The 22,101-nt window shown below is 72.1% G+C and carries 22 protein-coding genes; 12 read left to right on the top strand and 10 right to left on the bottom strand.

The annotated features are described in order from the left end of the window. Window positions 1-2 precede the first annotated feature (2 nt). Window positions 3-848 carry a sigma-70 family RNA polymerase sigma factor gene (locus AB0J08_RS17945; protein ID WP_360634349.1) on the bottom strand — a complete coding sequence of 282 codons (846 nt, stop codon included), beginning with the start codon at window positions 846-848 and terminating at the stop codon, window positions 3-5. A gap of 223 nt (window positions 849-1,071) precedes the next feature. Here AB0J08_RS17945 and AB0J08_RS17940 point away from each other — a divergent pair, with 223 nt between their 5' ends. The 5 genes from AB0J08_RS17940 to AB0J08_RS17920 all read left to right on the top strand — a co-directional run bounded on the left by AB0J08_RS17940 (window position 1,072) and on the right by AB0J08_RS17920 (window position 6,739). After that, window positions 1,072-1,530, top strand: a complete 459-nt coding sequence (locus tag AB0J08_RS17940; RefSeq protein ID WP_360634346.1) for a hypothetical protein — start codon at window positions 1,072-1,074, stop codon at window positions 1,528-1,530. Window positions 1,531-1,712: 182 nt separating this feature from the next. Next, window positions 1,713-1,985: an excisionase family DNA-binding protein gene (locus AB0J08_RS17935; protein ID WP_360634343.1), complete on the top strand. Its 273-nt coding sequence runs from the start codon at window positions 1,713-1,715 to the stop codon at window positions 1,983-1,985. 718 nt (window positions 1,986-2,703) lie between these two features. Beyond that, complete coding sequence (locus AB0J08_RS17930; protein WP_360634340.1) at window positions 2,704-4,011, top strand: DUF3987 domain-containing protein; 1,308 nt, start codon at window positions 2,704-2,706, stop codon at window positions 4,009-4,011. 1,264 nt (window positions 4,012-5,275) lie between these two features. Next, window positions 5,276-5,497 carry a helix-turn-helix domain-containing protein gene (locus AB0J08_RS17925; protein ID WP_360634337.1) on the top strand — a complete coding sequence of 74 codons (222 nt, stop codon included), beginning with the start codon at window positions 5,276-5,278 and terminating at the stop codon, window positions 5,495-5,497. A gap of 3 nt (window positions 5,498-5,500) precedes the next feature. Next, the gene (locus AB0J08_RS17920; RefSeq protein WP_360634334.1) at window positions 5,501-6,739 is read left to right on the top strand and encodes a tyrosine-type recombinase/integrase; all 1,239 of its coding nucleotides are present in this window, start codon (window positions 5,501-5,503) and stop codon (window positions 6,737-6,739) included. A gap of 81 nt (window positions 6,740-6,820) precedes the next feature. Here AB0J08_RS17920 and AB0J08_RS17915 read toward each other — a convergent pair whose 3' ends face one another. Next, on the bottom strand, window positions 6,821-7,579 hold the full coding sequence (locus tag AB0J08_RS17915) for a phosphoglyceromutase (protein WP_360634331.1): 759 nt from the start codon (window positions 7,577-7,579) through the stop codon (window positions 6,821-6,823). A 174-nt stretch (window positions 7,580-7,753) separates the two neighbouring features. On the opposite strand from AB0J08_RS17915, the gene AB0J08_RS17910 reads away from it, so the two are divergent. Beyond that, window positions 7,754-9,028: an MFS transporter gene (locus AB0J08_RS17910; protein ID WP_360634328.1), complete on the top strand. Its 1,275-nt coding sequence runs from the start codon at window positions 7,754-7,756 to the stop codon at window positions 9,026-9,028. A gap of 95 nt (window positions 9,029-9,123) precedes the next feature. Here the strand turns inward: AB0J08_RS17910 and AB0J08_RS17905 are convergent, their stop codons facing one another. Together AB0J08_RS17905 and mshA are read right to left on the bottom strand one after the other, a co-directional pair. Beyond that, complete coding sequence (locus AB0J08_RS17905; RefSeq protein WP_360634325.1) at window positions 9,124-9,639, bottom strand: YbjN domain-containing protein; 516 nt, start codon at window positions 9,637-9,639, stop codon at window positions 9,124-9,126. A 95-nt stretch (window positions 9,640-9,734) separates the two neighbouring features. Further along, entirely contained in the window at window positions 9,735-11,060 is a 1,326-nt protein-coding gene (gene mshA, locus AB0J08_RS17900; protein ID WP_360634518.1) for a D-inositol-3-phosphate glycosyltransferase, read from the bottom strand. 468 nt (window positions 11,061-11,528) lie between these two features. Between mshA and AB0J08_RS17895 the strand changes: the two genes are divergently transcribed. Beyond that, window positions 11,529-12,359, top strand: coding sequence for a class I SAM-dependent methyltransferase (locus tag AB0J08_RS17895; protein WP_360634322.1), 831 nt, complete (start codon window positions 11,529-11,531; stop codon window positions 12,357-12,359). A gap of 333 nt (window positions 12,360-12,692) precedes the next feature. Here the strand turns inward: AB0J08_RS17895 and AB0J08_RS17890 are convergent, their stop codons facing one another. Further along, window positions 12,693-13,304 carry an O-acetyl-ADP-ribose deacetylase gene (locus AB0J08_RS17890; protein WP_360634319.1) on the bottom strand — a complete coding sequence of 204 codons (612 nt, stop codon included), beginning with the start codon at window positions 13,302-13,304 and terminating at the stop codon, window positions 12,693-12,695. A gap of 252 nt (window positions 13,305-13,556) precedes the next feature. Between AB0J08_RS17890 and AB0J08_RS17885 the strand changes: the two genes are divergently transcribed. Next, a complete protein-coding gene (locus tag AB0J08_RS17885; RefSeq protein WP_360634316.1) occupies window positions 13,557-15,032 on the top strand; it encodes a SpoIIE family protein phosphatase in 1,476 nt (491 codons plus the stop codon). A gap of 119 nt (window positions 15,033-15,151) precedes the next feature. Here AB0J08_RS17885 and AB0J08_RS17880 read toward each other — a convergent pair whose 3' ends face one another. The 5 genes from AB0J08_RS17880 to AB0J08_RS17860 form a co-directional block, all read right to left on the bottom strand. Then, window positions 15,152-15,505: a DUF2516 family protein gene (locus AB0J08_RS17880; protein ID WP_360634313.1), complete on the bottom strand. Its 354-nt coding sequence runs from the start codon at window positions 15,503-15,505 to the stop codon at window positions 15,152-15,154. Between the two features lie 154 nt (window positions 15,506-15,659). Then, a complete protein-coding gene (locus AB0J08_RS17875; RefSeq protein ID WP_360634310.1) occupies window positions 15,660-16,190 on the bottom strand; it encodes a hypothetical protein in 531 nt (176 codons plus the stop codon). Window positions 16,191-16,208: 18 nt separating this feature from the next. Next, a complete protein-coding gene (locus AB0J08_RS17870; RefSeq protein WP_360634307.1) occupies window positions 16,209-16,625 on the bottom strand; it encodes a helix-turn-helix transcriptional regulator in 417 nt (138 codons plus the stop codon). A 445-nt stretch (window positions 16,626-17,070) separates the two neighbouring features. After that, the gene (locus AB0J08_RS17865; RefSeq protein ID WP_360634304.1) at window positions 17,071-18,279 is read right to left on the bottom strand and encodes an NAD(P)/FAD-dependent oxidoreductase; all 1,209 of its coding nucleotides are present in this window, start codon (window positions 18,277-18,279) and stop codon (window positions 17,071-17,073) included. Then, window positions 18,276-18,530: a hypothetical protein gene (locus tag AB0J08_RS17860; RefSeq protein WP_360634301.1), complete on the bottom strand. Its 255-nt coding sequence runs from the start codon at window positions 18,528-18,530 to the stop codon at window positions 18,276-18,278. The genes AB0J08_RS17865 and AB0J08_RS17860 overlap by 4 nt, the downstream gene beginning before the upstream one ends. Window positions 18,531-18,630: 100 nt before the next feature. Here AB0J08_RS17860 and AB0J08_RS17855 point away from each other — a divergent pair, with 100 nt between their 5' ends. From AB0J08_RS17855 to AB0J08_RS17840, 4 genes are all read left to right on the top strand, one after another. Further along, window positions 18,631-19,245 carry a PadR family transcriptional regulator gene (locus tag AB0J08_RS17855; RefSeq protein WP_360634298.1) on the top strand — a complete coding sequence of 205 codons (615 nt, stop codon included), beginning with the start codon at window positions 18,631-18,633 and terminating at the stop codon, window positions 19,243-19,245. 259 nt (window positions 19,246-19,504) lie between these two features. Beyond that, entirely contained in the window at window positions 19,505-20,023 is a 519-nt protein-coding gene (locus AB0J08_RS17850) for a hypothetical protein (RefSeq protein ID WP_360634295.1), read from the top strand. Between the two features lie 84 nt (window positions 20,024-20,107). After that, the gene (locus AB0J08_RS17845; RefSeq protein ID WP_360634292.1) at window positions 20,108-20,953 is read left to right on the top strand and encodes a DUF4097 family beta strand repeat-containing protein; all 846 of its coding nucleotides are present in this window, start codon (window positions 20,108-20,110) and stop codon (window positions 20,951-20,953) included. A gap of 64 nt (window positions 20,954-21,017) precedes the next feature. Continuing rightward, window positions 21,018-22,040 carry an ATP-binding cassette domain-containing protein gene (locus tag AB0J08_RS17840; protein ID WP_360634289.1) on the top strand — a complete coding sequence of 341 codons (1,023 nt, stop codon included), beginning with the start codon at window positions 21,018-21,020 and terminating at the stop codon, window positions 22,038-22,040. The last annotated feature ends 61 nt before the right edge of the window (window positions 22,041-22,101 follow it).

The following is a 22,101-nucleotide window of genomic DNA, read 5'->3' as shown; positions in this document are numbered from 1 at the left end:
TGTCAGCCCTCGTGTCGGTAGATCGGGGTAACCCTGCTGCTCTCCAGAACTTCCAGAGTCTTCGGGTCGTAACGGCAGGAGATGAGCGTGGAGAAACGCTTTGTCCGGACCTCGCGGTACAGCTCGGCCAAGTGGTTCTCCAGGTAGTGCACGACGCCGTTCGCGCCGATCGCGTGGATGCCCGCGATGTAGAGGAACGTTCCCTTGCCGTCGAGGCGGGGCAGCCTGCCGAGATAGCCGACGTCTCCCGCCATGCCGTCCTCGTCGAGCGGGGACCGGTACTCCGTGTCCGTGCGCTGGTCTACCAGGTGCCAGGCCCGATCCTTGCGGAAGCGCAGGTTGTCGTCGCCTTCGAGCACCTGGGCCACGATCGGGGACAGCCGCGGACCGCAGATGACCACCAGGTGCTCGCGGTTGAGGTTCACGATGCCGGATGCCGGAATGACCTCGTACTCCGACTCCAGCTTGAGACTGGCGAAGAGCTTCCGCAGGTGCTCGTAGTTGCTGAGGTCTTCCCTGGTCACGACCTCGCTTGGATTCTCGTCCAGCGACTTCCCGGCCTCGTACTTGCCGCCGAGTGCCACCGTCATCGGCCCCAGGCCGAAGAAGGCGCGCTCCGGAGCGGGGCCAGCCGAAGCGAGCTGGCCGACACGCCCACGGCTGACGCCGAGCAGCGCAGCAATCTCGGTCTGCGACATTCCCGACGCCGACGCCTCTTCGATGGCTTCTCGGCGGACTCGGGAGAGCTCGACGACACGGTTCTGATAGTCCGCCATCAGGGCAATCGCCGCCTTGGCCCGCTCGATCGGGACGGCGACGTTGGCGACGCGCTCCAGCTCCTCGTGCATGATCTTCCCTTCGCTGCCTAGGGGGGCGAAGCAAGGGTACCGCGAGGGGGGCTTGACGCGCAGGAGCCATCTGCCTACCTTGGGTATCAGGCAAGCGCGAAAGCCCCCCTAAGCACTACGGGGAATGGGCCTAGCACTTCTCTGACCTGCCCAGATGCGATGGAGCGGCGCCCCAACCGCCAAGTCAGTACGCCGCTCCATGCCCCATGAAGGGAGTTCCATCATGCCTGCAACGCTCACCAACCAGCGAGTTTCTGCCGGTGCCCTCCAGTCCGGCGTGGACATGTTCGGGGAGAAGGACCCGGCGGACACGACGCCGCGCGTGGCGGTCCAGTTCACGCTGAGCCTGTCGTTCGCGGAGATCCTGGGCCTGCTGGTCTTCAACGTCTGCGAGCTGGGGGAGGAGGAGGCCGCCGACGACGCGGCCGTCATGGAGGCCCTGCGGTTCGAGCTGGGCAGCTCCACCCACACCGCCATCACGGACCACGCCCACCTGGCGCTGGAGTACTACACCGGCCGCCATCCCCACCCGGCCCCGGCCTACGTGCGGGCCTTGGGCAACGCCGTCACCCGGGTGTTCGGCGTCGCCCCGGACGAGCCGTTCGCCGCCCGCGAGACCGCCGCCCGTCGCCGGGTGCGCGTCCCGGCCGGTTCCCTGCCGTCCGACGGCTGCCCCGCCTGAAGCCGGCCGTCGCCACTTTCCGCGACAACCGCCCCCACCGCCCTCCCCGCAAGAAGAGCACCGGCGGCCGAGGGGCCGGGTGCTCCTCTTGCTGGCCGGGCAGCGCCCGCCCAACCACCACCACCCCTCAGTGCGCCAGCCACTTGCCCGCCGGCGCCGACCAGAACCCGGAGAACCCCGCCATGCCCGGTCCCGTCGACTTCGCCGAGACGGCCGTCACCGCGTCGATCAGTTCGCTGTCCAGCTACGCCAGCGACGAGCCGCTGAAGGTCCGCCAGATCGCCCACGCGCTGGGCGTGTCCGACGACACCGTCTACCGCGAGATCCAGGACGGCCGTCTGCCCTCCTACCGGGTCGGCCGGGGCCGGGGCTTGATCCGTGTCCAGCGCTCGGCCTTCCGCACCTACCTCAAGGCCCTCGGCATCCCGATCGGGCTCGGGGTGCTCACCTCCTGACCGCCCGTGCTCACCGGCGCTCATCCGGTGCTCACGGCCCGCTCGCGGGGCGGGCCTGAAGCCGGGGTCGGTGGACCTGAAACGGTCGCCGCCGCGCCTGAAACGGCCCGGTCCGGGCGGGTGTTCACCGGTGAACGCCGGGTGCTCACCATCGCTCACGGCCCGCTCACCGGGTGGGCCTGAAGCGACCGGACCCGCACCTGAAACACCGACAGCCGTGCCTGAAGCGGCGGCGGTTGGACCTGAAACGGGGGCCGCTCGTGGTGGGCGTTCACCGGTGCTCACCGGGTGCTCACCCGGTGGACCTGAAACGCTCACCGGCCCGGACCCGCTGCACCTGAAACGACCCGGGTCGCACCTGAAACGCCACCGGGCGGGCCCGAAACGGGTCGCGGTGAGGGGCTGGTGTTCACCGGTGAACACGACCGCTCACCGGGCCCCGACGGGGGGCGGAACAGCGCTTCTCCGCCCCCGCCGCCCTCCCGCCGGCGCCCGAGCACCCGACCTGTCTGCCGCTCCTTCTTAAGAGCGCTTCTCCTTGGCGGAGCGGGGCGACGGTGCCCGACCGACCCGCGCCCCTCCCCCGAGGAGAAGCGCTCTTAAGAGGCAGGGCCGTCCGTCCCCGACCCGCCCGACCGAGAGGCAGCCACCGGTGCGAGACCCACCACCCCAGCCCGACCGCCCCTGACCGACCCGCCGCGAACCCGCCGGAGAACCCGTGTCTGTCGAAACCCTCCCCAGCACCCCCGACGGCCGACCACAGGCCCGCCCGAACCCGATGTACGACCCCGCGCCCGGCGTGGACCGCCCCGAGCGTCCGGGCCCCGTCCCGGACCCGGAGGTGTTCTGTGGCTGGGCCGGGGAGACCGTCCGCGACCTCGACTCCACCACCGAGGCCGACCCGGTGGGCGTGCTGGTGAACCTGCTGTCCGCCGCCAGCGCCGCCATCGGCCCCGGACCGTTCCTGTGGATCAACAACGACCGCCACCCCGCCCTCATCTGGGCCCTCACCGTCGGCGCCACCGCAGCCGGCCGCAAGGGCGCCGCCACCAACACCGTGAAGCGGCTCCTCACGGCCGCCGTCCCGGACTTCATCGCCACCAACGCCCGCTCCGGCCTCTCCTCCGGCGAAGGCCTGATCGAGGCGGTCCGCGACGGCGACGGCGACAAGGACCCCGGCGTCACCGACAAGCGCCTGTGGGTCGTGGAGTCCGAGTACGGCGTCACCATGGCCCGAGGACGACGCGAGGGCTCCTCCCTCAGCGGCATCCTGCGCCAGGCCTGGAACGGCGAAGACCTCGCCGTGATGAACCGGGAAGCCCTGCACGCCACCGCCCCGCACATCGCCGTCATCGGCCACATCTCCCCCCGCGAGCTGCGGGCGAAGATGCAGGACGCCGAGATGGCCGGCGGCACCTACAACCGCTTCCTGCCGGTCTTCGTCCACCGCAACCTCCTCGACGCCGACGGCAAGGGCGCCCCGGACGAGCTGATCAACAACCTCGCCACCGCGTGGAAGACCGTACTCACCGACGCCCGCCGCGTCGGCGAAGTCCAGCTCGCCCCCGACGCGGCCCGGCTCTGGAAGCAGGACATCTACCCGGCACTGAGCGAGAACGAGACCGACGACGGCCCGCTCGCGGAGTTCACCGCCCGCGCCGCCCCCTACGCCAAACGCGCCGCCATGGTCTACGCCCTGCTCGACCACACCGACCGCATCGGCGAACACCACCTCCGCGCCGCCTGGGCCCTGGTCCGCTACGCCCGCGCCAGCGCCGCCCACATCCTCGGCGCCCTCGCCGACGGCACCGGTGACCCCGACCTCGACAAGCTCGCCGCCGCCGTGAAGGCCGCCGGAGCGGCCGGGCTGACCGGCGACGAGGTGTACCGGCTGTTCAAGCGCCGCAACGCCGCCTACCGCTCCGACCTCACCGCCCGCCTGTGTCAGCTGCCCGGCTATGTCGCCGCCCAGGTTCCCGGCGAAGGCCGCCACCGCACCGTCTACCTCTTCGCACCCCCCGGGTGAAAAGGGTGAGAAGGGTGGAAAGGCCACTGACCTGCGAAGACGCCGGGTGGAAAGCGGGGTGGAAAGGGGTGCCAAGCCCCCCACCCCCCGCAGCCCCGACCCTTTCCACCCCTTTCCACCCCACTTAGCACCAGCCAAAACCGCAGGTCAGACCCCTTATCAACCTTTCCACCCTTTCCACCCGCACCCCACAGGACGGAGACCACCGCCATGACCCGCACAGCCGCCACCGCAGCCCGTCCCCGACCGCTCCCCCGAACCGCACCACCGGCCGCCACGACACCCCGCGCCCGCTCCCCACCAAGCCCCACCGCCCAGAAGAGGCCACCCCGCCGCCCCGGGGGGTGGGTGGTCTCTTCAGACCGCTCCCCACCGGCACCGATCGCTCTCCCGGGCAACAGTCCGTAATCTCCCCCCACCCACCCCCCAACCCGGGAAAGCCCATCCCGGCTGCTCAAGAGCCCGATCGGACACTGACCGGCCGGGTGGGGGGTGGGTGGGAGGTCACCCACGGCGACGGATCTGTATGGCACCGCCCGCTACGGCAACCGCCCCGCACCACCCCATACGCACACCCAGAGTGACCGTATGGCCCCATACAGGGCCACACGCCAGCCCCATACAGGGCCACACAGGGTCACACGCCCCGTGTGGCCCCCTGACCTGGCCGTGTGACCCGTGTGCCCCACACACGTATGGGCCATACAGGGCCACACAGCCCCATACAAAGCCCGCTTCCAGCCCCGAAACCCGCTCTGTGTGCCCCACACAGCCGTATGCCCCATACAGCCGCCCGGATCACCCCGAGTAGTCGGCCCCGAGGAGCCGTCAGCCGTCTGACGCGTCAGACGCGTCAGACGCCGACCGCCCCGAACCCCGGGTAACGCGGGCGCACGACCCCGTCAGACGCGTCTGGCACCCCGTCTGACGCGTCAGACGCCCACCACCCGACACCCGACCTGACAGCCCTGACACCCACCTCAACCCGCCCGATGACCACCCACCGGCCCGCTTGTCGCTTGTCGTCCGGGCACCCGCCGGCCACCGGAACACCCCCGCACCGACCGAACCCGGCCCCGACCAGGCAGCCGACACAGGCGACAGGCCCGACCACCCACCTGTCCCCTGTCTGTCACCTGTCACCACCACCCCCAGAACGGGCCCCGCACGCCCGGAACTACCCCCTGACCTGCCCCATACAGGCGACAGACAGGTGACAGGTGACAGGTGACAGACAGGCCCACCACCCGACCAGGAGAAGACCTTGGCCAACCGCCGCACACCGGCCGACACCCCGGTCACGCTGCCCACCCGCTTCCTCACCCCCGAAGACATCGCATCCCTCTTCGGCGTCCCCCTGGAAACCGTCTACCAGTGGCGCCGCAAGCACACCGGCCCGCCCGGCTTCCGCGCCGGCCGACACGTCCGCTACCACCCCGACGCCGTCGCCCAATGGGTGATGGACCAGACCCGAGAGGCGGCCTGACCCATGGCCGGACACATCCAGGACCGCTGGTACAAGACCGACTCTGGCCCCGACGGCAAGCCCCACCGCGTCCGCACCGACCGGTACGGCACCGGCAAGCGCTACCGGGCCCGCTACGTCGCCCCGGACGGCACCGAGAAGAGCAAGAGCTTCCCGGACCGACAGCGGCGGTTGGCGGAGGAGTGGCTGGCCCGGATCGAGGCCGACATGTCGCGCGGGCAGTACCTCGACCCGGCGGCAGCGAAGACGACGTTCCAGGAGTTCGCGGAGAAGTGGCTGGCGAGCCAGACCAGCGACCCCAACACACAGGCGTCCATGCGCTCGCAGCTTCGGCGGCACGCGTTTCCCCGGATCGGGGCCCGGCCGCTCGGGTCGTTCCAGCCGGGGCACATCCGGGAGTTCGTGGCGCAGTTGGAGACGTCCGCCATCTCCGGCTCGTACGCCCGGGTCATCTTCTCCAACGTCCGTGCCGTGCTGAGCGCGGCCGTGGACGACGGCCACCTGCCCCGGAACCCCTGCGCCGCGCAGACGGTCCGGCCGCCGGTGGTCGGGTCGACGCGGATCGTGCCGTGGCTGCCGGAGCGGGTGTTCGCCGTCCGGGCCGCGATGACCGAGCGGTACCGGGCGACCGTGGACGTGGGCGCCGGCTGCGGGCTGCGGCAGGGCGAGATCCTGGGGCTGGCCGTGGACGCGCTGGACTTCGAGGCGGGCACGGTGCACGTCACCCACCAGCTCAAGCTCAGCCTCAGCAAGCCGGTGTTCGCCCCGCCGAAGGGCGGGACGCTGCGGAGCGTGCCCCTCCCCGAACCGGTGGCGGAAGTGCTCCAGGCTCACATGGAACGCTTCCGCCCGGTCGAGATCACGTTGCCGTGGATGAAGGTCGGCGGCCCGCCCCTGACCAAGCGCCTGATCTTCACCAGCACGTCCGACTCGATCGTCTGGCGCGGCATGCTCAACGAGGACTACTGGAAGCCCGCGCTGGCCGCTGCCGGGGTCATCCCGAAGCCTGGCAAGGGCGAGTCCTACGCATCCGCCCGGGAGCACGGCATGCACGCGCTCCGGCACTTCTACGCCTCGGTGCTGCTGGACGCCGGGGAGAGCATCAAGGCCGTCAGCGAGTACCTGGGCCACGCCGATCCGGGGCTGACGCTGCGGGTCTACGCCCACCTCATGCCGGACAGCCGGCACCGGGCCCGGAAGGCGATCGAAGGGGTCTTCAAGCCCCAAGATCACGAAGGCTGACGGCCCGCAGACGGCCCGGGAATGATGACGGCCCCTCACTAGCGCCAAACGCGCTGGTGAGGGGCCGTATCGGCAAGTGGGTTACTTCTTGCCCTGGTTCTTGACGGCCTCGATGGCGGCCGCGGCGGCGTCCGCGTCGAGGTAGCGGCCACCCTTGGCGACCGGCTTGAAGTCGGCGTCCAGCTCGTAGACCAGGGGGATGCCGGTCGGGATGTTGAGGCCGGCGATGTCCTCGTCGGAGATGCCGTCGAGGTGCTTGACCAGCGCGCGCAGGCTGTTGCCGTGGGCGGTGACCAGGACGGTCTTGCCGGCGGCGAGGTCCGGGACGATCGCGTCGTACCAGTACGGGAGCATCCGGTCGACGACGTCCTTGAGGCACTCGGTGTTCGGGCGCAGCTCGCTCGGGATGTCGGCGTAGCGGGCCTCACCGGCCTGGGAGTACTCGGCGTCGTCGGCCAGCGCCGGCGGCGGGGTGTCGTACGAGCGGCGCCAGAGCTGGAACTGCTCCTCGCCGAACTCGGCCAGGGTCTGGGCCTTGTCCTTGCCCTGGAGGGCGCCGTAGTGGCGCTCGTTCAGACGCCAGCTGCGGCTGACCGGGATCCAGTGGCGGTCGGCCTTGTCCAGGGCGATCTGCGAGGTGCGGATCGCCCGGCGCAGCAGCGAGGTGTGCACCACGTCGGGGAAGAGGCCTTCGGCGGCGAGGAGCTCGCCACCCCGGGCGGCCTCCTTCTCGCCCTTCTCGTTGAGGTCGACGTCGACCCAACCGGTGAACAGGTTCTTCTGGTTCCACTGGCTCTCGCCGTGGCGGAGGAGGATGAGTCGGTACGTCGTGTCAGCCATGGCCCCCAGCTTAATGGAGGCCATTAAATGGCTGGTCGGGACCCGAGCCCGTGTGTAATGTGTGCATCGCCTCAGTGACACTTACCTCACCGCAGCGCGGACATGCCGGTCCGCTCAGCGCGATGCCTGCCGCCCGGGAGCCCCCACATGCCCGATTCGCCCCTTCCTGACCGGATGAGAAGAGTTGCGCGCGAGACGGTGGGCGGGTTGCCCCGGCAGTTCTGGTGGCTCTGGACGTCGACCCTGATCAACAAGCTCGGCGCGTTCGTCGTCACGTTCCTGGCGCTCTATTTGACGACCGACCGGGGGTACTCGGCCTCGTACGCGGGCCTGGTCGCCTCGCTGTTCGGCCTGGGGTCGGCGATCGCCTCGATCGTCGCCGGTGTGCTGACCGACCGGATCGGACGGCGCCCGACCCTGGTCGCCGCTCAGCTCGGCACGGCGCTCTTCACAGCGGTGCTGGGCTTCACCGACGGCCAGGTGGCGATCGCCGCGGTCGCCTTCCTGGTCGGCTTCTGCAACAACGCGACCCGCCCGGCCACCTCGGCGATCATCGCCGACATCGTGCCGGCCGAGGACCGGGTCCGCGCCTACTCGCTGAACTACTGGGCGATCAACATCGGCTTCGGCCTCTCCGCGGCCGCCGCCGGCCTGATCGCCACGCACGGTTACCTCACGCTCTTCCTGCTGGACGCGCTCTCCACGCTGGTCTGCGCGGTGGTGATCTTCGTCCGGATCCCCGAGACCAAGCCGGACGCTCCGGCCGCGCGGGTCGACCAGCCCGCGGTCGGTCTCGGCACGGTCTTCCGGGACAGCCGTTTCATGGCGGTCGTGGCCCTCAACCTGCTGCTCGCCCTGGTCGCCCAGCAGGGCAGCACCACGCTCGCCGTGGACATGGGCCGCAACGGCATCACCTCGACCCAGTACGGCCTGGTCATCGGCCTCAACGGTCTGCTGATCGTGGTGCTGCAGATCCCGCTCACACGGTGGATGGAGGGGCGCAACCGGACGGCGCTCCTGGTCGCCAGCACGCTGTTCATCGGCTGGGGCTTCGGGCTGACCGCGCTCGCCGGGTCGTCCGCGTGGTTCTACGCGTTCACGGTGGCGGTCTGGACGATCGGCGAGATCCTGAACGCGCCGACCATGATGGGCCTGGTCGCGGAGCTGTCGCCGACCCACGCGCGCGGCCGCTACCAGGGCGTCTACTCGCTCTCCTGGTCGCTCGCCTCGTTCCTCGGCCCGGCGGTCGGCGGGGTGCTGCTGGAGCGGGCCGGCAGCACGGCGATGTGGGGTGCCTGCGCGGTCTGCGGCACCGTCGCGGCGGCCGGGTACGTGCTGCTCGGACGGCGCCCGGGCGCGGCCACGGCCGCCGTCCCCGCGCAGCGGACACCGGCGGCGGCGGTCGACGTGTCGGTGAAGGCCCCGGTGGAGGCCCCGGCCGGTTCCTGAGGCTCAAGGCCCCGGCCGGTTCCTGGGGCTCAAGGCCCCGGCCGGTTCCTGGGGCGGAGTGCGGTCCGGTGCCCGGTGAACCCGGGCCCGGGCCGTTACTGCTGCGCCGTCGGTGCGGCGAGGTGCGCGAAGGCGGCCAGGTTGCGGGTGGACTCGCCGCGCTTGGTACGCCACTCCCACTCGCGCCGGATCGCCGAGGCGAAGCCCAGCTCCAGCAGCGTGTTGAACGGCTCGTCGGCGCTCTCCAGCACCGTCCCGAGCAACCGGTCGACGGAGTCTGCGGTGAGTGCCTCCAGCGGCAGCCGGCCGGCCAGGTAGACGTCGCCGAGCGGATCGATCGCGTAGGCGACGCCGTACAGCCGGGTGTTGCGCTCCAGCAGCCAGCGGTAGACGGCCTCGTGGTTCTCGTCCGGGCGGCGGATCACGAAGGCGTTCACCGAGAAGGTGTGGTCGCCGACCCGGAGGGCGCAGGTGGTGCTCAGCTTGCGGGTGCCCGGGAGGGTCGCCACCAGGGTGTACGGGTCGGTGGTGGCCGGCTCCCAGGCCACCCCGGCCTCGTCCAGGGCGGTGCGCAGGAGGGTGAGGGCCTCGTCCTTGGTGCGGATTGCCATGGGGGTGACGTTACTCGGCGGTACCGGTGGCGTGCAGCGGCAGACCCGCCCGGACCCTGCCGCGGATCCGTGGCGGACGCGCGTCGGCCGGGTGCTCAGGCCAGTCGGAGCCGGGATCCACTGAGCCGGCCCGCCGGGCGGGCCAGCGTGCCGGCGTACACCTCGGCCGTGGTGGCCGCCGCGGTGTCCCAGCCGAATCCGGCGGCGTGCCGGGCCGCCGCCTCGCCCCGCCGGGCGACCAGCGCCAGCTGGGTGACGTAGGGCTCCAGCGCGTGTGACCAGTCCTGCGGATCGTGGCCGCGGACCAGCGTGCCGGTCACACCGTCCTGGACCGCGACCGGCAGGCCACCCACCGCGGCCGCCACCACCGGGGTTCCGCAGGCCTGCGCCTCCAGCGCGACCAGCCCGAAGGACTCGCTGTACGAGGGCATCACCAGCGCCGTCGCCGCGCGGTACCACTCGGCGAGCATGGCCTGGCCGACCGGCCGGTGGAACCGCACGACGTCGCCGATGCCCAGCTGGGCGGCGAGCTTGTGCAGACTCTCCGGCTTGGCCAGGCCGGTGCCGGACGGTCCGCCGACCACCGGGACCACCAGCCGCTCGCGCAGCTGCGGCCGCCTCTCCAGCAGCGCCGCGACCGCCCGGAGCAGCACGTCCGGCGCCTTCAGCGGCTGTATCCGGCCGGCGAACAGCAGCACGGCGGCGTCCTGCGGCAGACCGAGCCGGGCCCGTGCGGCGGCGCGCGAGCCCGCGGCGCCGGGACGGAAGACGTCCAGGTTGACGCCCGGGTGGACGACGGCGAGCTGGTCGGGGCGGGCCGCGTAGTGCAGGGCCAGCTCGGCGGCCTCCTCGGTGGTGTTGGCGATCAGCCGGTCGGCGGCCTCGACCACCTGTGTCTCGCCGATCACCCGGGCGGCCGGCTCGGGGGTGTCGCCCTCGGCCAGCGCGGCGTTCTTGACCTTCGCCATGGTGTGCATGGTGTGCACCAGCGGCACGCCCCAGCGCTGGGCGGCCAGCCAGCCGACCTGGCCGGAGAGCCAGTAGTGCGAGTGCACCAGGTCGTAGTGGCCGGGGCGGTGGCCGGCCTCGGTGCGCAGCACGCCGTGGGTGAAGGCGCAGAGCTGGGCCGGGAGGTCCTCCTTCACCAGGCCCTCGTACGGTCCGGCGGTGACGTGGCGCACCAGGACGCCGGGGGCCAGCTCGACGGTGGGCGCGTCGTCCGAGCAGATCGCCCGGGTGAAGACCTCGACCTCGATGTCGAGCTCGGCGAGGCGCTTGGCCAGCTCCACGATGTAGACGTTCATCCCGCCCGCGTCACCGGTGCCGGGCTGGTGCAGCGGGGAGGTGTGGACGCTGAGCATGGCTATCCGGCGCGGACGGCGCTGGCGGCCCGGGACGAGCGACTGGAGCCGGCTCCGCACGGGCGGAGTCGGCTGGGCACGGCGTACCGGACGGACGGGATGCTGGATCACCTGGCTGAAGCCTCCTCTGTGCTGCCCGTCTCTGCAGCCCGCTTGCCTGCCTGCTGTTCGGTGTGTGCGCTGCCGCCCACGCCGCACCGCCGCGTCACGGTGGTGAGGCGGCGGCGTGCTGCCCCGTCCGGGCGTGCACCACCACCAGTGTGCCAACCACGTGGTCATCGACCGGCATTCCCGTCCCGGCCCATGAGATGGCCCACGGGTGGGGACCGGGAGGTGGGCGGTGGTGGGGAGGGGTGGCGGGAGGCGGGCCGGTGCGCCGGTGCGCCGGTGCGCCGGAGTGGAACGGGCGCGGGTGGTGTCGGGGCGTGCGGCGGGGCGTGCGGGTGACCGGCCGGCGCGGGCAGGGCGGCACGTGCCGGTGCCGGTGGCGGTGCGGTGCGGCCGGGGACTCCCCGTACGCTCTTGGGCATGGCCGCCTTCTTCGACTCCGCGACCGCGCCTGCCCGCGGGCGGGCCGGGCGTCCGGTGGGGACCGTGACGCGGGGGACCACCAACACCAACCGGTTGCGCCGGATGGACCGCTGGATCGCCCACACGCTGGGGCCCGTACTGCGGTCCGCCGACCGCCCGCCGGTCGCCGTCGACCTCGGGTACGGCGCCGCGCCGTGGACGGCCGTCGAGCTCGCCGGGCGGCTGCGGACGGTGCGGCCGGACGTCCGGGTGGTGGGGATCGAGATCGAGCCGGAGCGGGTTGCGGCGGCGCTGCCGTACGCCGAGCCGCCGCTGCTCACCTTCCGGCGCGGCGGCTTCGAGGTGCCGTTGGACGGCGGCGCGCCGGCCCAGCTGATCCGGGCCGCCAACGTGCTGCGGCAGTACGACGAGTCGGCGGTGGCCGGGGTCTGGGACCGGCTCCGGGACCGGCTGGCACCGGACGGACTGCTGGTCGAGGGGACGTGCGACGAGATCGGGCGCCGGCACGTCTGGGTCGCGCTCGGGCCGGAGGGCCCCCGTACGGTGACCTTCGCCGCCCGGCTGGGCGGCCTCGGGCTCCCCTCCGACCTCGCCGAACGGCTGCCCAAGGCACTGATCCACCACAACGTGCCGGGCCGGCCGGTGCACGCCTTCCTCGCCGACTTCGACCGCGCCTGGGCGGCGGCGGCGCCGTACGGGGCGTTCGGCGCCCGGCAGCGCTGGGTGGCCGCGTGCACGGCGCTGGCGGGGAGCTGGCCGCTGGTGGACGCGCGCGGGCGGTGGCGGCAGGGCGAGGTCACCGTCCCCTGGGCGGCGCTCGCTCCGTAGCCGGCGGCCTCGCCGCCCCGGTCGTGGCCGTCCTCCGGCCTGCCGGAGCCCCCCCGGGGGGTGACCAGGTCGTTCCGGCCTTCGGCGAAGCCGTCCCGGGCCTGGCCGGGCCTTCCCGGGCCTGGTGCAGGGCGCCGTGTTCGCGCAGGAGGGCAGGAGCGGGTGAGCGAACCCGGGGATTCACTCGAACGAGTTATCGAATATCTCTGGCGTGTTGACGCCTCGTCACGCCACCATGGGGGCACTCGGCCGGCGCCTCCCGTCCCACCCTTTCGACCCGGCGTTTCCCCTCGCCCCAGCCCTGCCCCTTCGACTCGCGACTGCCCCTGCGACTCACGACCGGCCCTCCTGCTCCTGGCCCCCGGCCTCCCCCGACTCCTGCCCCTGCGACCGCTCCTCGTCGAGCCCCAACGTCCGCCACTCCCGCTCGAACGCCCGGTACGCCGCCGTCCCGAACAGCACGAACCGCACCTCGTCCAGCTCTCGCGCCGGCCCCGACCTCGCGGCCGCGACGGTGCCGAGCGCGATCCGGGCCGCGTCCTCCAGCGGCCACCCGTACACCCCGGCCGACACCGCCGGGAAGGCCACCGTGCGTGCGCCGAGCTCCGCCGCCACCCGGAGCGACTCGCGGTAGCACGAGGCCAGTTGCTCGGCCCTCTTGTCGTACTCCTCCACCAGATGGACCGGCCCCACCGTGTGGACCACCCAACGGGCCGGCAACCGCCCCGCCGTGGTCGCCACCGCGCGCCCGGTGGGCAGCCCCTTGCCGTAGTGCGAGGCTCGAAGCCTGCGGCACTCCTCCAGGATCTGCGGCCCGCCCTTGCGGTGGATCGCGCCGTCCACGCCACCGCCTCCCAGCAGGGAGGAGTTGGCTGCGTTCACCACCGCGTCCACCTGCTGTTCCGTGATGTCACCCTCGACCAGGGTGATCCGTGCCACCGTCATGTCCGTCCTCCGCCGTCCTCCGCCGTCCGCCCCGGAGCTCGCAGGCGCGTGCTCCGCTGTCACTCCCGTTCCCGTCATCCCACCACCCGTCGCACCGCCACCGGCGTGGCAAGAGCCACAACGGTGCCGGGTGGCCGAAGAAATCCCCGGAGTCACGTTATGGTCGCGAGAAGTTCCCCGGCGCAGAGTGCCAGGCGGGCACTGCGGACGGGCGCCGACCGTTACGCACTCGGGGAAAAGGAGGATCAGTCGATGCCCGCAACGGGAGACGGGCGGGCACCTGGTGCCGCGGACCTGTTGGGCGCCCTCGACGGCGCCCTCTCCGAGCGCGCCCGCAACCGGCCCGCCTCCGCCGAACAGTCGGCCGGTCCGGCCACCGCGACTCCGCCGATACCCCACCCCCGGTCGGACACCTCCCCGGGTGGCACCTCTCCCGCCGTGGCGTCCGCCGCCCCGCTCAAGCTGCTGGTGATCGAGGACGACGCCTCCGACGCCCAGTTGCTCAAGGCAGCCGTCGCCGACAGCGGCGCCCCGATCGAGATCCACTGGGCCCGCGGGCTGGAACAGGCCTCCGAACTCCTGGCCGCCGGTACGTCGGGAAACCGGCGCGGCCGGCCCCGGGCCAGCCGTTTCAGCTGTGTGCTGCTCGACCTGGCCGCCCCCGCCGACCTGCCGCACCCCTCGGACGCCTCCGACGGCCTGGAGGGCCTGCACGAGCTGCTCCGGCGGGCCCCGCACACCGCCGTCGTGGTGCTCACCGACGCCGCCGGCGCCGAGCTGGGAGCCGCCGCGGTGGCCGCCGGGGCGCAGGACTTCCTGATCAAGCACGAGACGGACGGTCCGCTGCTGGCCCGGGCCCTGCGGTACGCCGTCGAGCGCAAGCGTGCCGACGAGTCGCAGCGCCGACTGGTCGAGGCCGAGCTGCGCGGCCAGGAGAACGCCCGTCTCCAGCGACACCTGCTGCCCACGCCACTGCTGGACGGCGCGGGGCTCTCCTTCACCCGCCGCTACCGCCCCGGCCGTCGCCGCGCCCTGCTCGGCGGCGACTTCTACGACGCCGTCCGCACCGACGACGGCACCGTCCACGTGGTGATCGGGGATGTCTGCGGCCACGGCCCGGACGAGGCGGCCCTCGGGGTGGCGCTCCGGATAGCGTGGCGCACCCTGGTCTTCGCCGGCCTCACCGGCGAGGCGCTGCTGACCACCCTTCAACACGTCCTGGAGCACGAGCGGCGCAGTGACGAGATCTTCGCGACGCTCTGCATGCTGGTCATCGAACCGGGCGGCGCGACCGGCGAACCCGGCTCGCTCGGCGCCGTCGAACACGCCCGGCTCTACCTCGCCGGACACCCCGCTCCCCTGCTGCTCGGCACTGACCACAAGCCGGTGACACTGCCGGCCGACCCGGCCGGCCCCGCGCTCGGCCTGCTGCCCTGCGACGACGGCCAGGCCGTCTGGCCGGCGCACCGGATCGAACTCCGCCCCGGCTGGCGGCTGCTGCTCTACACCGACGGGCTGATCGAGGGTCGGGTGGGCGCCGGCTCCCGTCGCCTCGGCCAGGACGGGTTGGCCGACCTCGTGGGTGACCACCAGTCCGCCGGGCTGACCAGGGGCCGCCTCATCGACAGCGCGATCGCCGAGGTCGAGGAGCTGAACGGCGGCGCGCTGACGGACGACGTCGCGGTGCTGCTGCTGGAACGCAACCCGGTGCAGCTGATCCTGGGCTGAGGAGCCCGGCCGGGGCAGCGGCACCAGGAAGAGCGGCCGGGCAGCAGGAACTGCGCGAGCCCCGGCGTACACGGATCGGTCCGCGTGCACCGGGGCTCGCCGCTGTCACTTCGCGCGCTCTACCAGGGGCCGTACGGACCCGTGTTGCGCTGGTCGCCCCGGCCGCCGCCGCGGTTCGTCAGCTCCCGGATCGCCGGGCGCACGTCGACCATGTAGACGATCGCGGCCACCAGGCCGCCCAGGGTCAGGAAGCTGGTCAGGAAGTTCGCCCCGAACAGCAGGTCGAGCCCGAAGGCGACGCCCAGGACGGCCAACCAGAATCCCTTGGTCTTCTTGTCCGTCGCCCGGTAGCCGTCCTCCGGACGGGTGGCCGCGTCGACCAGTGCGAACAGCTTGAAGCCCAGGATGGCGACGGCCAGCCACCAGAACGGGTTCAGGTAGTCCAAGCCCAGGATCTGAGCCACTCCGCCCATCGCGGTCTCCTCTGCGTCTCGGCTCCGGCGTGTCGGCCGCCGCCCATCCTGGCACGGTGGGCCGTCCGCCACGGTGTCAACGTCCCGAGGTCACCGGATGTGCCCGGGGCAGCCCGCTCCCCGCCGGATGGCGGCGGTGACGGCGGTGACGGCGCTACTCGGCAGCCTTCTTGGCGCGGGCGGCCTTCTTCGGAGCGGGCTCGGCGGCCGGCTCGTCGTCCTCGACCAGTTCGGCGTCGACCGGCTCTGCGTCGGCCGGCCCGGGCTCCGCCGCGGGCTGCGCCTCCCCGGGCTCGACGGCTTCGGCCGGGCCGCCCCGCTCGACGACACCCTTGCCGCGCTCGGCCAGCTCGTCGTAGGCCTCCTTGGCCTTCACCGCCAGCTCGACCGCACGGCCGACCTGCTGGAGGGCGAAGCTCTGCGCCTTCTCCTGGAGCACCTTGAGGTCGGCGGGCAGGGTGGTGACGCTGTCCGCGACCTTGGCCTGCGCCTCGACCAGCCTGGCCTGCGCCTCCTGGAGCCTGGCGGCCGCCTTGTCTTGCGCGCCCTTGCGGTCCGCCGCCAGGGCCTCGACCTTTCCGGGCACCTCGCGCAGCTTCTCGTAGGCGAGGTCGCCCGCGCCGGCGAGCGCGTAGAGCGGCGTCGGGTCGCTCAGGGTCTTCTTGATCTCGTCCGTGATCGGCATGACCGGTCCTCCCGTGGTCTAGGTTGCCGGGCCGGCGGCCGTCGGGCCGTCGGCTTCGGGGTCGTCGGGCGCCGCGTCCGTGTCCTTACGGGCGGCGTTCTCCTTGAGGAAGGCGTCGTAGACCGCGAGCAGCGCCTGCTTCTGCTGCTCGTTGATCAGCGGATCGGCCAGGATCGAGGCCCGCAGCTCCAGGCCCTCACCCCGCCGCTCCTCCAGGATCCCGGCCTGGACGTACAGCGTCTCCGCCGAGATCCGCAGCGCCTTGGCGATCTGTTGCAGGATCTCCGCGCTCGGCTTGCGCAACCCTCGCTCGATCTGGCTGAGGTAGGGGTTGGACACGCCGGCGGCCTCCGCCAGTTGCCGCAGCGAGTACTGCGCGTTCCGCCGCTGCTCGCGGATGTACTCGCCCAGCGAGCCGACGTTCAGTGAGGCCATGCGCCCACCTTGCCCCACCGTGCTTGCAAATGCAAGCAGAGTGCTAGCAGCAGCAAACGTGGCGCGCGAGACGCACAGTCCGACAGGGGACCCCGAAACCTTCCGGGCCCCGATGAACAGCTTCACCCACGACCGCTACGCCGAGCAGCCGCCACCGCCTGGATCGGCCGCCCCTGGCTCGCGGCCGCCGTGGACGGCTCCGGCCGGTACCTCCGCGGCTTGATCCCGGACGTCCGACCCGGGAGCGTCTACGTACGGTGGCCGACCCCGGGCGGGCAGACTGCCGCGAAGCGGTGCACCCCTTCCGACCGGGAAGCGCTCGCCGGGGGTGGCTGGGCAGAAGGCCGAGGCCCACACCGTTCCCGGCGGATCGCGGCAACCGGGCGGACCGCCGACGGGGCACAGAGAGCTTCTGACGACCGGCACGCGGAGGGCGGGCCGCCGTTCAGGTGAGGGGGGCCGCCTTCGCGGTCCAGTCGATGCGGTGGTCGAACTGCCAGGCCATCCTCTCCGGATTGATCAGCTTCGTGGCCGCCGGCATCACGAGGTCGCGCAGGACACGGCCGACCGGGCCCGCGCTCTTCTTGCTGTTCGTGCGGGCGCCGAGTCTGATGATGCGTTCGACGCGAGGGCGGCGCAGTTGTTCGTACGTCGAGAAGGCCTGGTCGTAGGGCAGGTCCCTGAGGCAGCGCGCCAGTTCGACGGCGCTTTCGATGGCGATGGAGGCGCCCTGCCCCGAACTGGACGAGGCGGCGTGGGCCGCGTCTCCGATCACGGTCATCCGGCCGCGCGTCCAGGTCGGGACCTTCGGCATGTTCTCCATCGGGCCGGTGATGAGGAGCCGGCGGGGATCGGTACGGCTGATCATGTCGAGGGCGGGGGTGCGGTCGTCGGCGAAGGCGGTCCGCAGGGTGCGCTTCCACTCCTCCGCGCCGATCGCCTGGGCCTCGGCGACCGTCATCGGGCGGACGTGCGGCAGGTTCACGAACCACACCGCCGAGGAGTCGTCGAAGACCTGGTAGCCGAAGAAGGCACGCTTGCCGAAGCACATGTACATGACGCCATCGGTGGAGGGAAGTCCGGACCGGTGCATCCGGGCTCCGAAGCAGACCAGGCCGGCGTAGTGCGGCTGTGGTGCGGCCGGGTCGATGAGGGAGCGGACCGTCGAGCGGATGCCGTCGGCGCCGATCAGGACGTCGGCACTGGCCTGCGTACCGTCCGCGAAGTGCGCCGTGACACCGGAGTCGAGGTCCGTCGTACCGGTCAGCCGCGTGCCGTGGTGGATGGGGACCGAACGGCGCTCCGCCTCGTCGTAGATCGCACGGTAGAGATCGGCGCGCCAGACGAACTGCAGCGACGGGAGACGGGAGGGCGGGGCGAACCGTGCGAGGTGCTTGCCCGTCCAGCTCCGCAGGCCCATGGCGGTGACCGGTGTACCGATGGCACGGAGGAGGTCCCCCGCGCCGATCGCGTCGAGGGCGTTCTGACCGTTCGGGGCGATGGTCATGCCGCCCCCGGCCCCGTCGGCCGTGGAGTCGTACGCCTCGTAGACGGCGGCCTCGATACCGGCGCGCCGGAGGGCCATCGCGGCGACCGGACCCGCGATACCACCACCGATGACGAGCGCCGTGCGGGCTTTGCCCGTGCGGTTCATGACCGGCACCCCCTGGTCGGGCCGTCGGTCGTCGCTACTCCGCCGGCCCCGTGGGCGCGGCGCACATCCTGGACGGCCGCGGCCGCGTCCAGGTCGACGTGACTCTCGATGTCGTCGGGGAGGCCGGGGAAACGGAGGTCGAGGACGGCGACGCCGTGACGGGCCTTGACCGCGAAACGGCCGGCCTCGGTGCAGCGCCCCAGGTGCTTGACGCGGTCGTGGGCGCAGTGGATGCGCTCGGCGAGGGACATCTCGGTGCTTCCTCTCTGGGCGGTGTTGCCTTGACGATTTGATAGTTTCACTGCAACTAGTGTCACGTCAACTAGTCCGTTCGAAGCTAGAGTGAAGTCCATGACTTCGTCCGCCCCCCGCCGCTCACCCCTCGCCCTGACCGTCCTGGCCCTGCTGCACTACAAGCCGCTGCACCCGTACGGCATCCAGCGCCTGGTCAAGGACTGGGGCAAGGAGCAGGTCGTCAACGTCAGGCAGCGCGCGAGCCTCTACCGCACGATCGAGCGACTCAACGAGGACGGGCTGATCGCGGTTCGCGAGACGGAACGCGACCAGCAGTACCCCGAGCGGACCGTTTACGAGGTCACCGACGCCGGGCGCGAGACCGCCCGCGCCTGGCTGGCGGAGATGCTCTCCGCACCCAAACAGGAATTCCCGGAGTTCCCGGCCGCCCTGTCGAATCTCCTGCTGCTCACACCGCAAGAGGTCGCGAACGTCATGGAGCGACGGGCCGGCGCACTCGCGGAGAAGCTCGACGAGCTGGAAGCGGCCATGGCCGCGGAGGCGGGTCTCGGGCTGCCGCGCGTCACCCGCCTGGAGACCGAGTACCTGCGAGCCGTGACGGCCGCCGAGCTGGAGTGGGTGCGCGCGGTGGTCGAGGACCTGCGAGCCGGCGGGCTCGCCTGGTCGAGGGATCAGCTCGACGCCCTCGCGGCGGGGCAGGTGCACCAGTGAACCGCGTGGCACCGCACCCTGCGGGCCCCTGCCAGGCGGACACCACCACCATGCGACGCGGGGTGGCGCAGCCTGGTGCCACTCGGCGCCACATGGTGCCACTCGATGCCCCCAGGTGCGCAATGGCGCCCATGGCGCCACCGTCACCCGACTAGACGCCGACGCGTTTTCGCAGGTCAGCGCGATTTCGCCAAAGAACTGCGCCACACTGCCACCGCAGAGCTTGCATGTGGGGCCATCGTGGTGCCACTATGGCGTCATGGACCTCACCCCGTACATCGACACCCTCCGCCGCGAACTGGCGGTGGCCGCCGAAGCCGGCGGTGACGAAGCCCGCGAGCTGGCCGAGAGGCTCACCGCCCCTCTGGAGTCGGCGGCCCGGCTGACCATGCTGAACGTGCTCTCCGCCGCGATGGACGAGATCACCCGCGAGCTCGCCCCCGGCTCGGTCGACGTACGGCTGCGAGGGCTCGACCCCGACTTCGTGGTGACGCCGCCGGCCACCGGCGGCGCCGCCCCCGTGGAGCCGGCCGCGCCCGTCGAGCCGCTCCAGGCGCAGGCGCCCGCCGACGGCGACGAGGGTGGCACCGCCCGCGTCAATCTGCGGCTGCCGGCCCACCTCAAGGCGCGCGCCGAGGAGGCCGCGGGCCGCGAGGGCCTGTCGGTCAACGCGTGGCTGGTGCGGGCCGTGTCGGCCGCGGTCGACGGCGGCGCGCGTCCGCGGCCGACGGGGAAGACCCAGACCATCGGACAGAGCATCACGGGCTGGGTGCGCTAGCCACGCCCCCGCCGGTACCACGTCACTCACCCACCACGTCCCACCAGCGGGGACGCCACTGAGACCCAAGAGGACGGTACAGCCATGCCTTCTTTCGACACTCCCGCCCCGATCTCCGTCACCGCCCACGTGGAGGCCGGCTCCATCCGCTTCACCGCGGCGGACCGCCTCGACACCGTGGTCGAGGTGCGGCCCCGCGACCCGAAGAAGGACCAGGACGTGCGGGCCACCGACCAGACCGAGGTCACCTACGCCGGCGGCAACCTGACCGTCAGGACGCCCAAGCAGCGCAATTCGCTTCGCCGCCCCGGCATCGTGGACGTGACGGTCGAGCTGCCGACGGGCTCGCGCATCGACCTGACCGGCGCCTGGACCCAGGTGCTCGGCGAGGGGCGGCTCGGCGAGGCCCGGGTGAAGACCACCTCCGGTGACGTCCGTCTCGACACGACCGGGCCGCTCCAGCTGACCGCGTCGCACGGCTCGATCACCGTGGACCGGGTCGAGGGGGCGGCCGAGATCACCACCAGCTCCGGCAGTCTGCGCATCGGCGTCGTCGAGGGCACCGCCGTGCTGAAGAACTCGCACGGCACGACGACCGTCGCCGCCTCGATCGGCGACCTTCGGGTGAGCGGCGCCAACGGGGACATCGAGATCCGGCGCGCCGAGGGCTCGGTCGCCGCGACCACCGCCCACGGCACCCTGCGCGTGGGCGACGTGGCCCGCGGCAAGGTCCAGTTGGAGACCTCCTACGGGGCCATCGAGGTCGGCGTCCGCGAGGGCACGGCCGCTTGGCTCGACGTCAGCTCGGGCTCCGGGCAGGTGCGCAACACGCTCACCGCCTCCGAGGCCCCGGAGGACACCGAGGACACCGTCGAGGTCCGCGCCCGGACCAGGCACGGCAACATCGACATCCTCCGCGCCAAGTCCTGACCCCGGAAGCCCGACCTCGGCTCACCCACCCCCGGCCACGCCACTCTTCGAACGGGAGGGCTCCATGCCTTCATATGTCATGCCCACGCCCAGGCAGTCGGGCGCTCCGCAGGCGCCCGCCGCCGTCTCCGCGATCGGTCTGCGCAAGTCCTACGGCGACAAGGCCGTCCTCGACGGCGTCGATCTGCGCATCCCGGCCGGGTCGGTGTTCGCGCTGCTCGGGCCGAACGGCGCCGGCAAGACCACCGCCGTGAAGATCCTGTCCACCCTCATCAGCGCCGACGGCGGTCAGGCCCAGGTCGCGGGCCACACCCTCGCCGTCGATCCGCAAGCGGTCCGCGCCGCGATCGGCGTCACCGGACAGTTCTCCGCCGTCGACGGCCTGATCACCGGCGAGGAGAACATGCTCCTCATGGCCGACCTGCACCACCTGCCCAAGCGCGAAGGCCGACGCGTCACCGCCGAGCTGCTGAAGCGGTTCGACCTCGTCGACGCCGCGAAGAAGCCCGCCTCCACCTACTCCGGCGGCATGAAGCGCCGCCTGGACATCGCCATGACCCTGGTCGGCAACCCACGAATCATCTTCCTCGACGAACCGACCACCGGCCTCGACCCCCGCTCCCGCCACAACATGTGGAAGATCATCCGCGAGCTCGTCTCCGACGGCGTCACCGTCTTCCTCACCACCCAGTACCTGGACGAAGCCGACGAACTCGCCGACCGCATCGCCGTACTCAACAACGGCAAGATCGTGGCCGAGGGCACCGCCGACGAACTCAAACGACTCATCCCCGGCGGACACCTCCGGCTCCGCTTCACCGACCCGACCGCCTACCGCAACGCCACCACCACCCTGCCCGACGCCACCCGCGACGACGAAGCACTGACCCTGCGGATCCCCAGCAACGGCAGCCAGCGCGACCTGCGCACCGCCCTCGACCGCCTCGACACCGCCGGCATCGACGCCGACGAACTCACCGTGCACACCCCCGACCTCGACGACGTGTTCTTCGCCCTCACCGACACCGGAACCGAGGCCAGCACCGCCACCGCCACCACCGACCAGCCGACGGAGGCCGTCCGATGAGCACCCTCTCCCTCGCCGTACGCGACTCCACCACGATGCTGCGCCGCAACCTGCTGCACGC

This window comes from Kitasatospora sp. NPDC050463, from assembly GCF_040655255.1.
GTDB lineage: Bacteria > Actinomycetota > Actinomycetes > Streptomycetales > Streptomycetaceae > Kitasatospora.
The sequence above is the reverse complement of the archived record's forward strand: the minus strand, read 5'-3'. Positions and strand labels throughout refer to the sequence as shown.

Bases quoted from the DNA above. Each gene is read 5' to 3' on its own strand.
- AB0J08_RS17945 (WP_360634349.1), bottom strand. From the start codon at position 848: ATGCACGAGGAGCTGGAGCGCGTCGCCAACGTCGCCGTCCCGATCGAG.
- AB0J08_RS17940 (WP_360634346.1), top strand. From the start codon at position 1,072: ATGCCTGCAACGCTCACCAACCAGCGAGTTTCTGCCGGTGCCCTCCAG.
- AB0J08_RS17935 (WP_360634343.1), top strand. From the start codon at position 1,713: ATGCCCGGTCCCGTCGACTTCGCCGAGACGGCCGTCACCGCGTCGATC.
- AB0J08_RS17920 (WP_360634334.1), top strand. From the start codon at position 5,501: ATGGCCGGACACATCCAGGACCGCTGGTACAAGACCGACTCTGGCCCC.
- AB0J08_RS17915 (WP_360634331.1), bottom strand. From the start codon at position 7,579: ATGGCTGACACGACGTACCGACTCATCCTCCTCCGCCACGGCGAGAGC.
- AB0J08_RS17910 (WP_360634328.1), top strand. From the start codon at position 7,754: ATGAGAAGAGTTGCGCGCGAGACGGTGGGCGGGTTGCCCCGGCAGTTC.
- AB0J08_RS17905 (WP_360634325.1), bottom strand. From the start codon at position 9,639: ATGGCAATCCGCACCAAGGACGAGGCCCTCACCCTCCTGCGCACCGCC.
- AB0J08_RS17895 (WP_360634322.1), top strand. From the start codon at position 11,529: ATGGCCGCCTTCTTCGACTCCGCGACCGCGCCTGCCCGCGGGCGGGCC.
- AB0J08_RS17890 (WP_360634319.1), bottom strand. From the start codon at position 13,304: ATGACGGTGGCACGGATCACCCTGGTCGAGGGTGACATCACGGAACAG.
- AB0J08_RS17885 (WP_360634316.1), top strand. From the start codon at position 13,557: ATGCCCGCAACGGGAGACGGGCGGGCACCTGGTGCCGCGGACCTGTTG.
- AB0J08_RS17880 (WP_360634313.1), bottom strand. From the start codon at position 15,505: ATGGGCGGAGTGGCTCAGATCCTGGGCTTGGACTACCTGAACCCGTTC.
- AB0J08_RS17875 (WP_360634310.1), bottom strand. From the start codon at position 16,190: ATGCCGATCACGGACGAGATCAAGAAGACCCTGAGCGACCCGACGCCG.
- AB0J08_RS17870 (WP_360634307.1), bottom strand. From the start codon at position 16,625: ATGGCCTCACTGAACGTCGGCTCGCTGGGCGAGTACATCCGCGAGCAG.
- AB0J08_RS17865 (WP_360634304.1), bottom strand. From the start codon at position 18,279: ATGAACCGCACGGGCAAAGCCCGCACGGCGCTCGTCATCGGTGGTGGT.
- AB0J08_RS17860 (WP_360634301.1), bottom strand. From the start codon at position 18,530: ATGTCCCTCGCCGAGCGCATCCACTGCGCCCACGACCGCGTCAAGCAC.
- AB0J08_RS17855 (WP_360634298.1), top strand. From the start codon at position 18,631: ATGACTTCGTCCGCCCCCCGCCGCTCACCCCTCGCCCTGACCGTCCTG.
- AB0J08_RS17850 (WP_360634295.1), top strand. From the start codon at position 19,505: ATGGACCTCACCCCGTACATCGACACCCTCCGCCGCGAACTGGCGGTG.
- AB0J08_RS17845 (WP_360634292.1), top strand. From the start codon at position 20,108: ATGCCTTCTTTCGACACTCCCGCCCCGATCTCCGTCACCGCCCACGTG.
- AB0J08_RS17840 (WP_360634289.1), top strand. From the start codon at position 21,018: ATGCCTTCATATGTCATGCCCACGCCCAGGCAGTCGGGCGCTCCGCAG.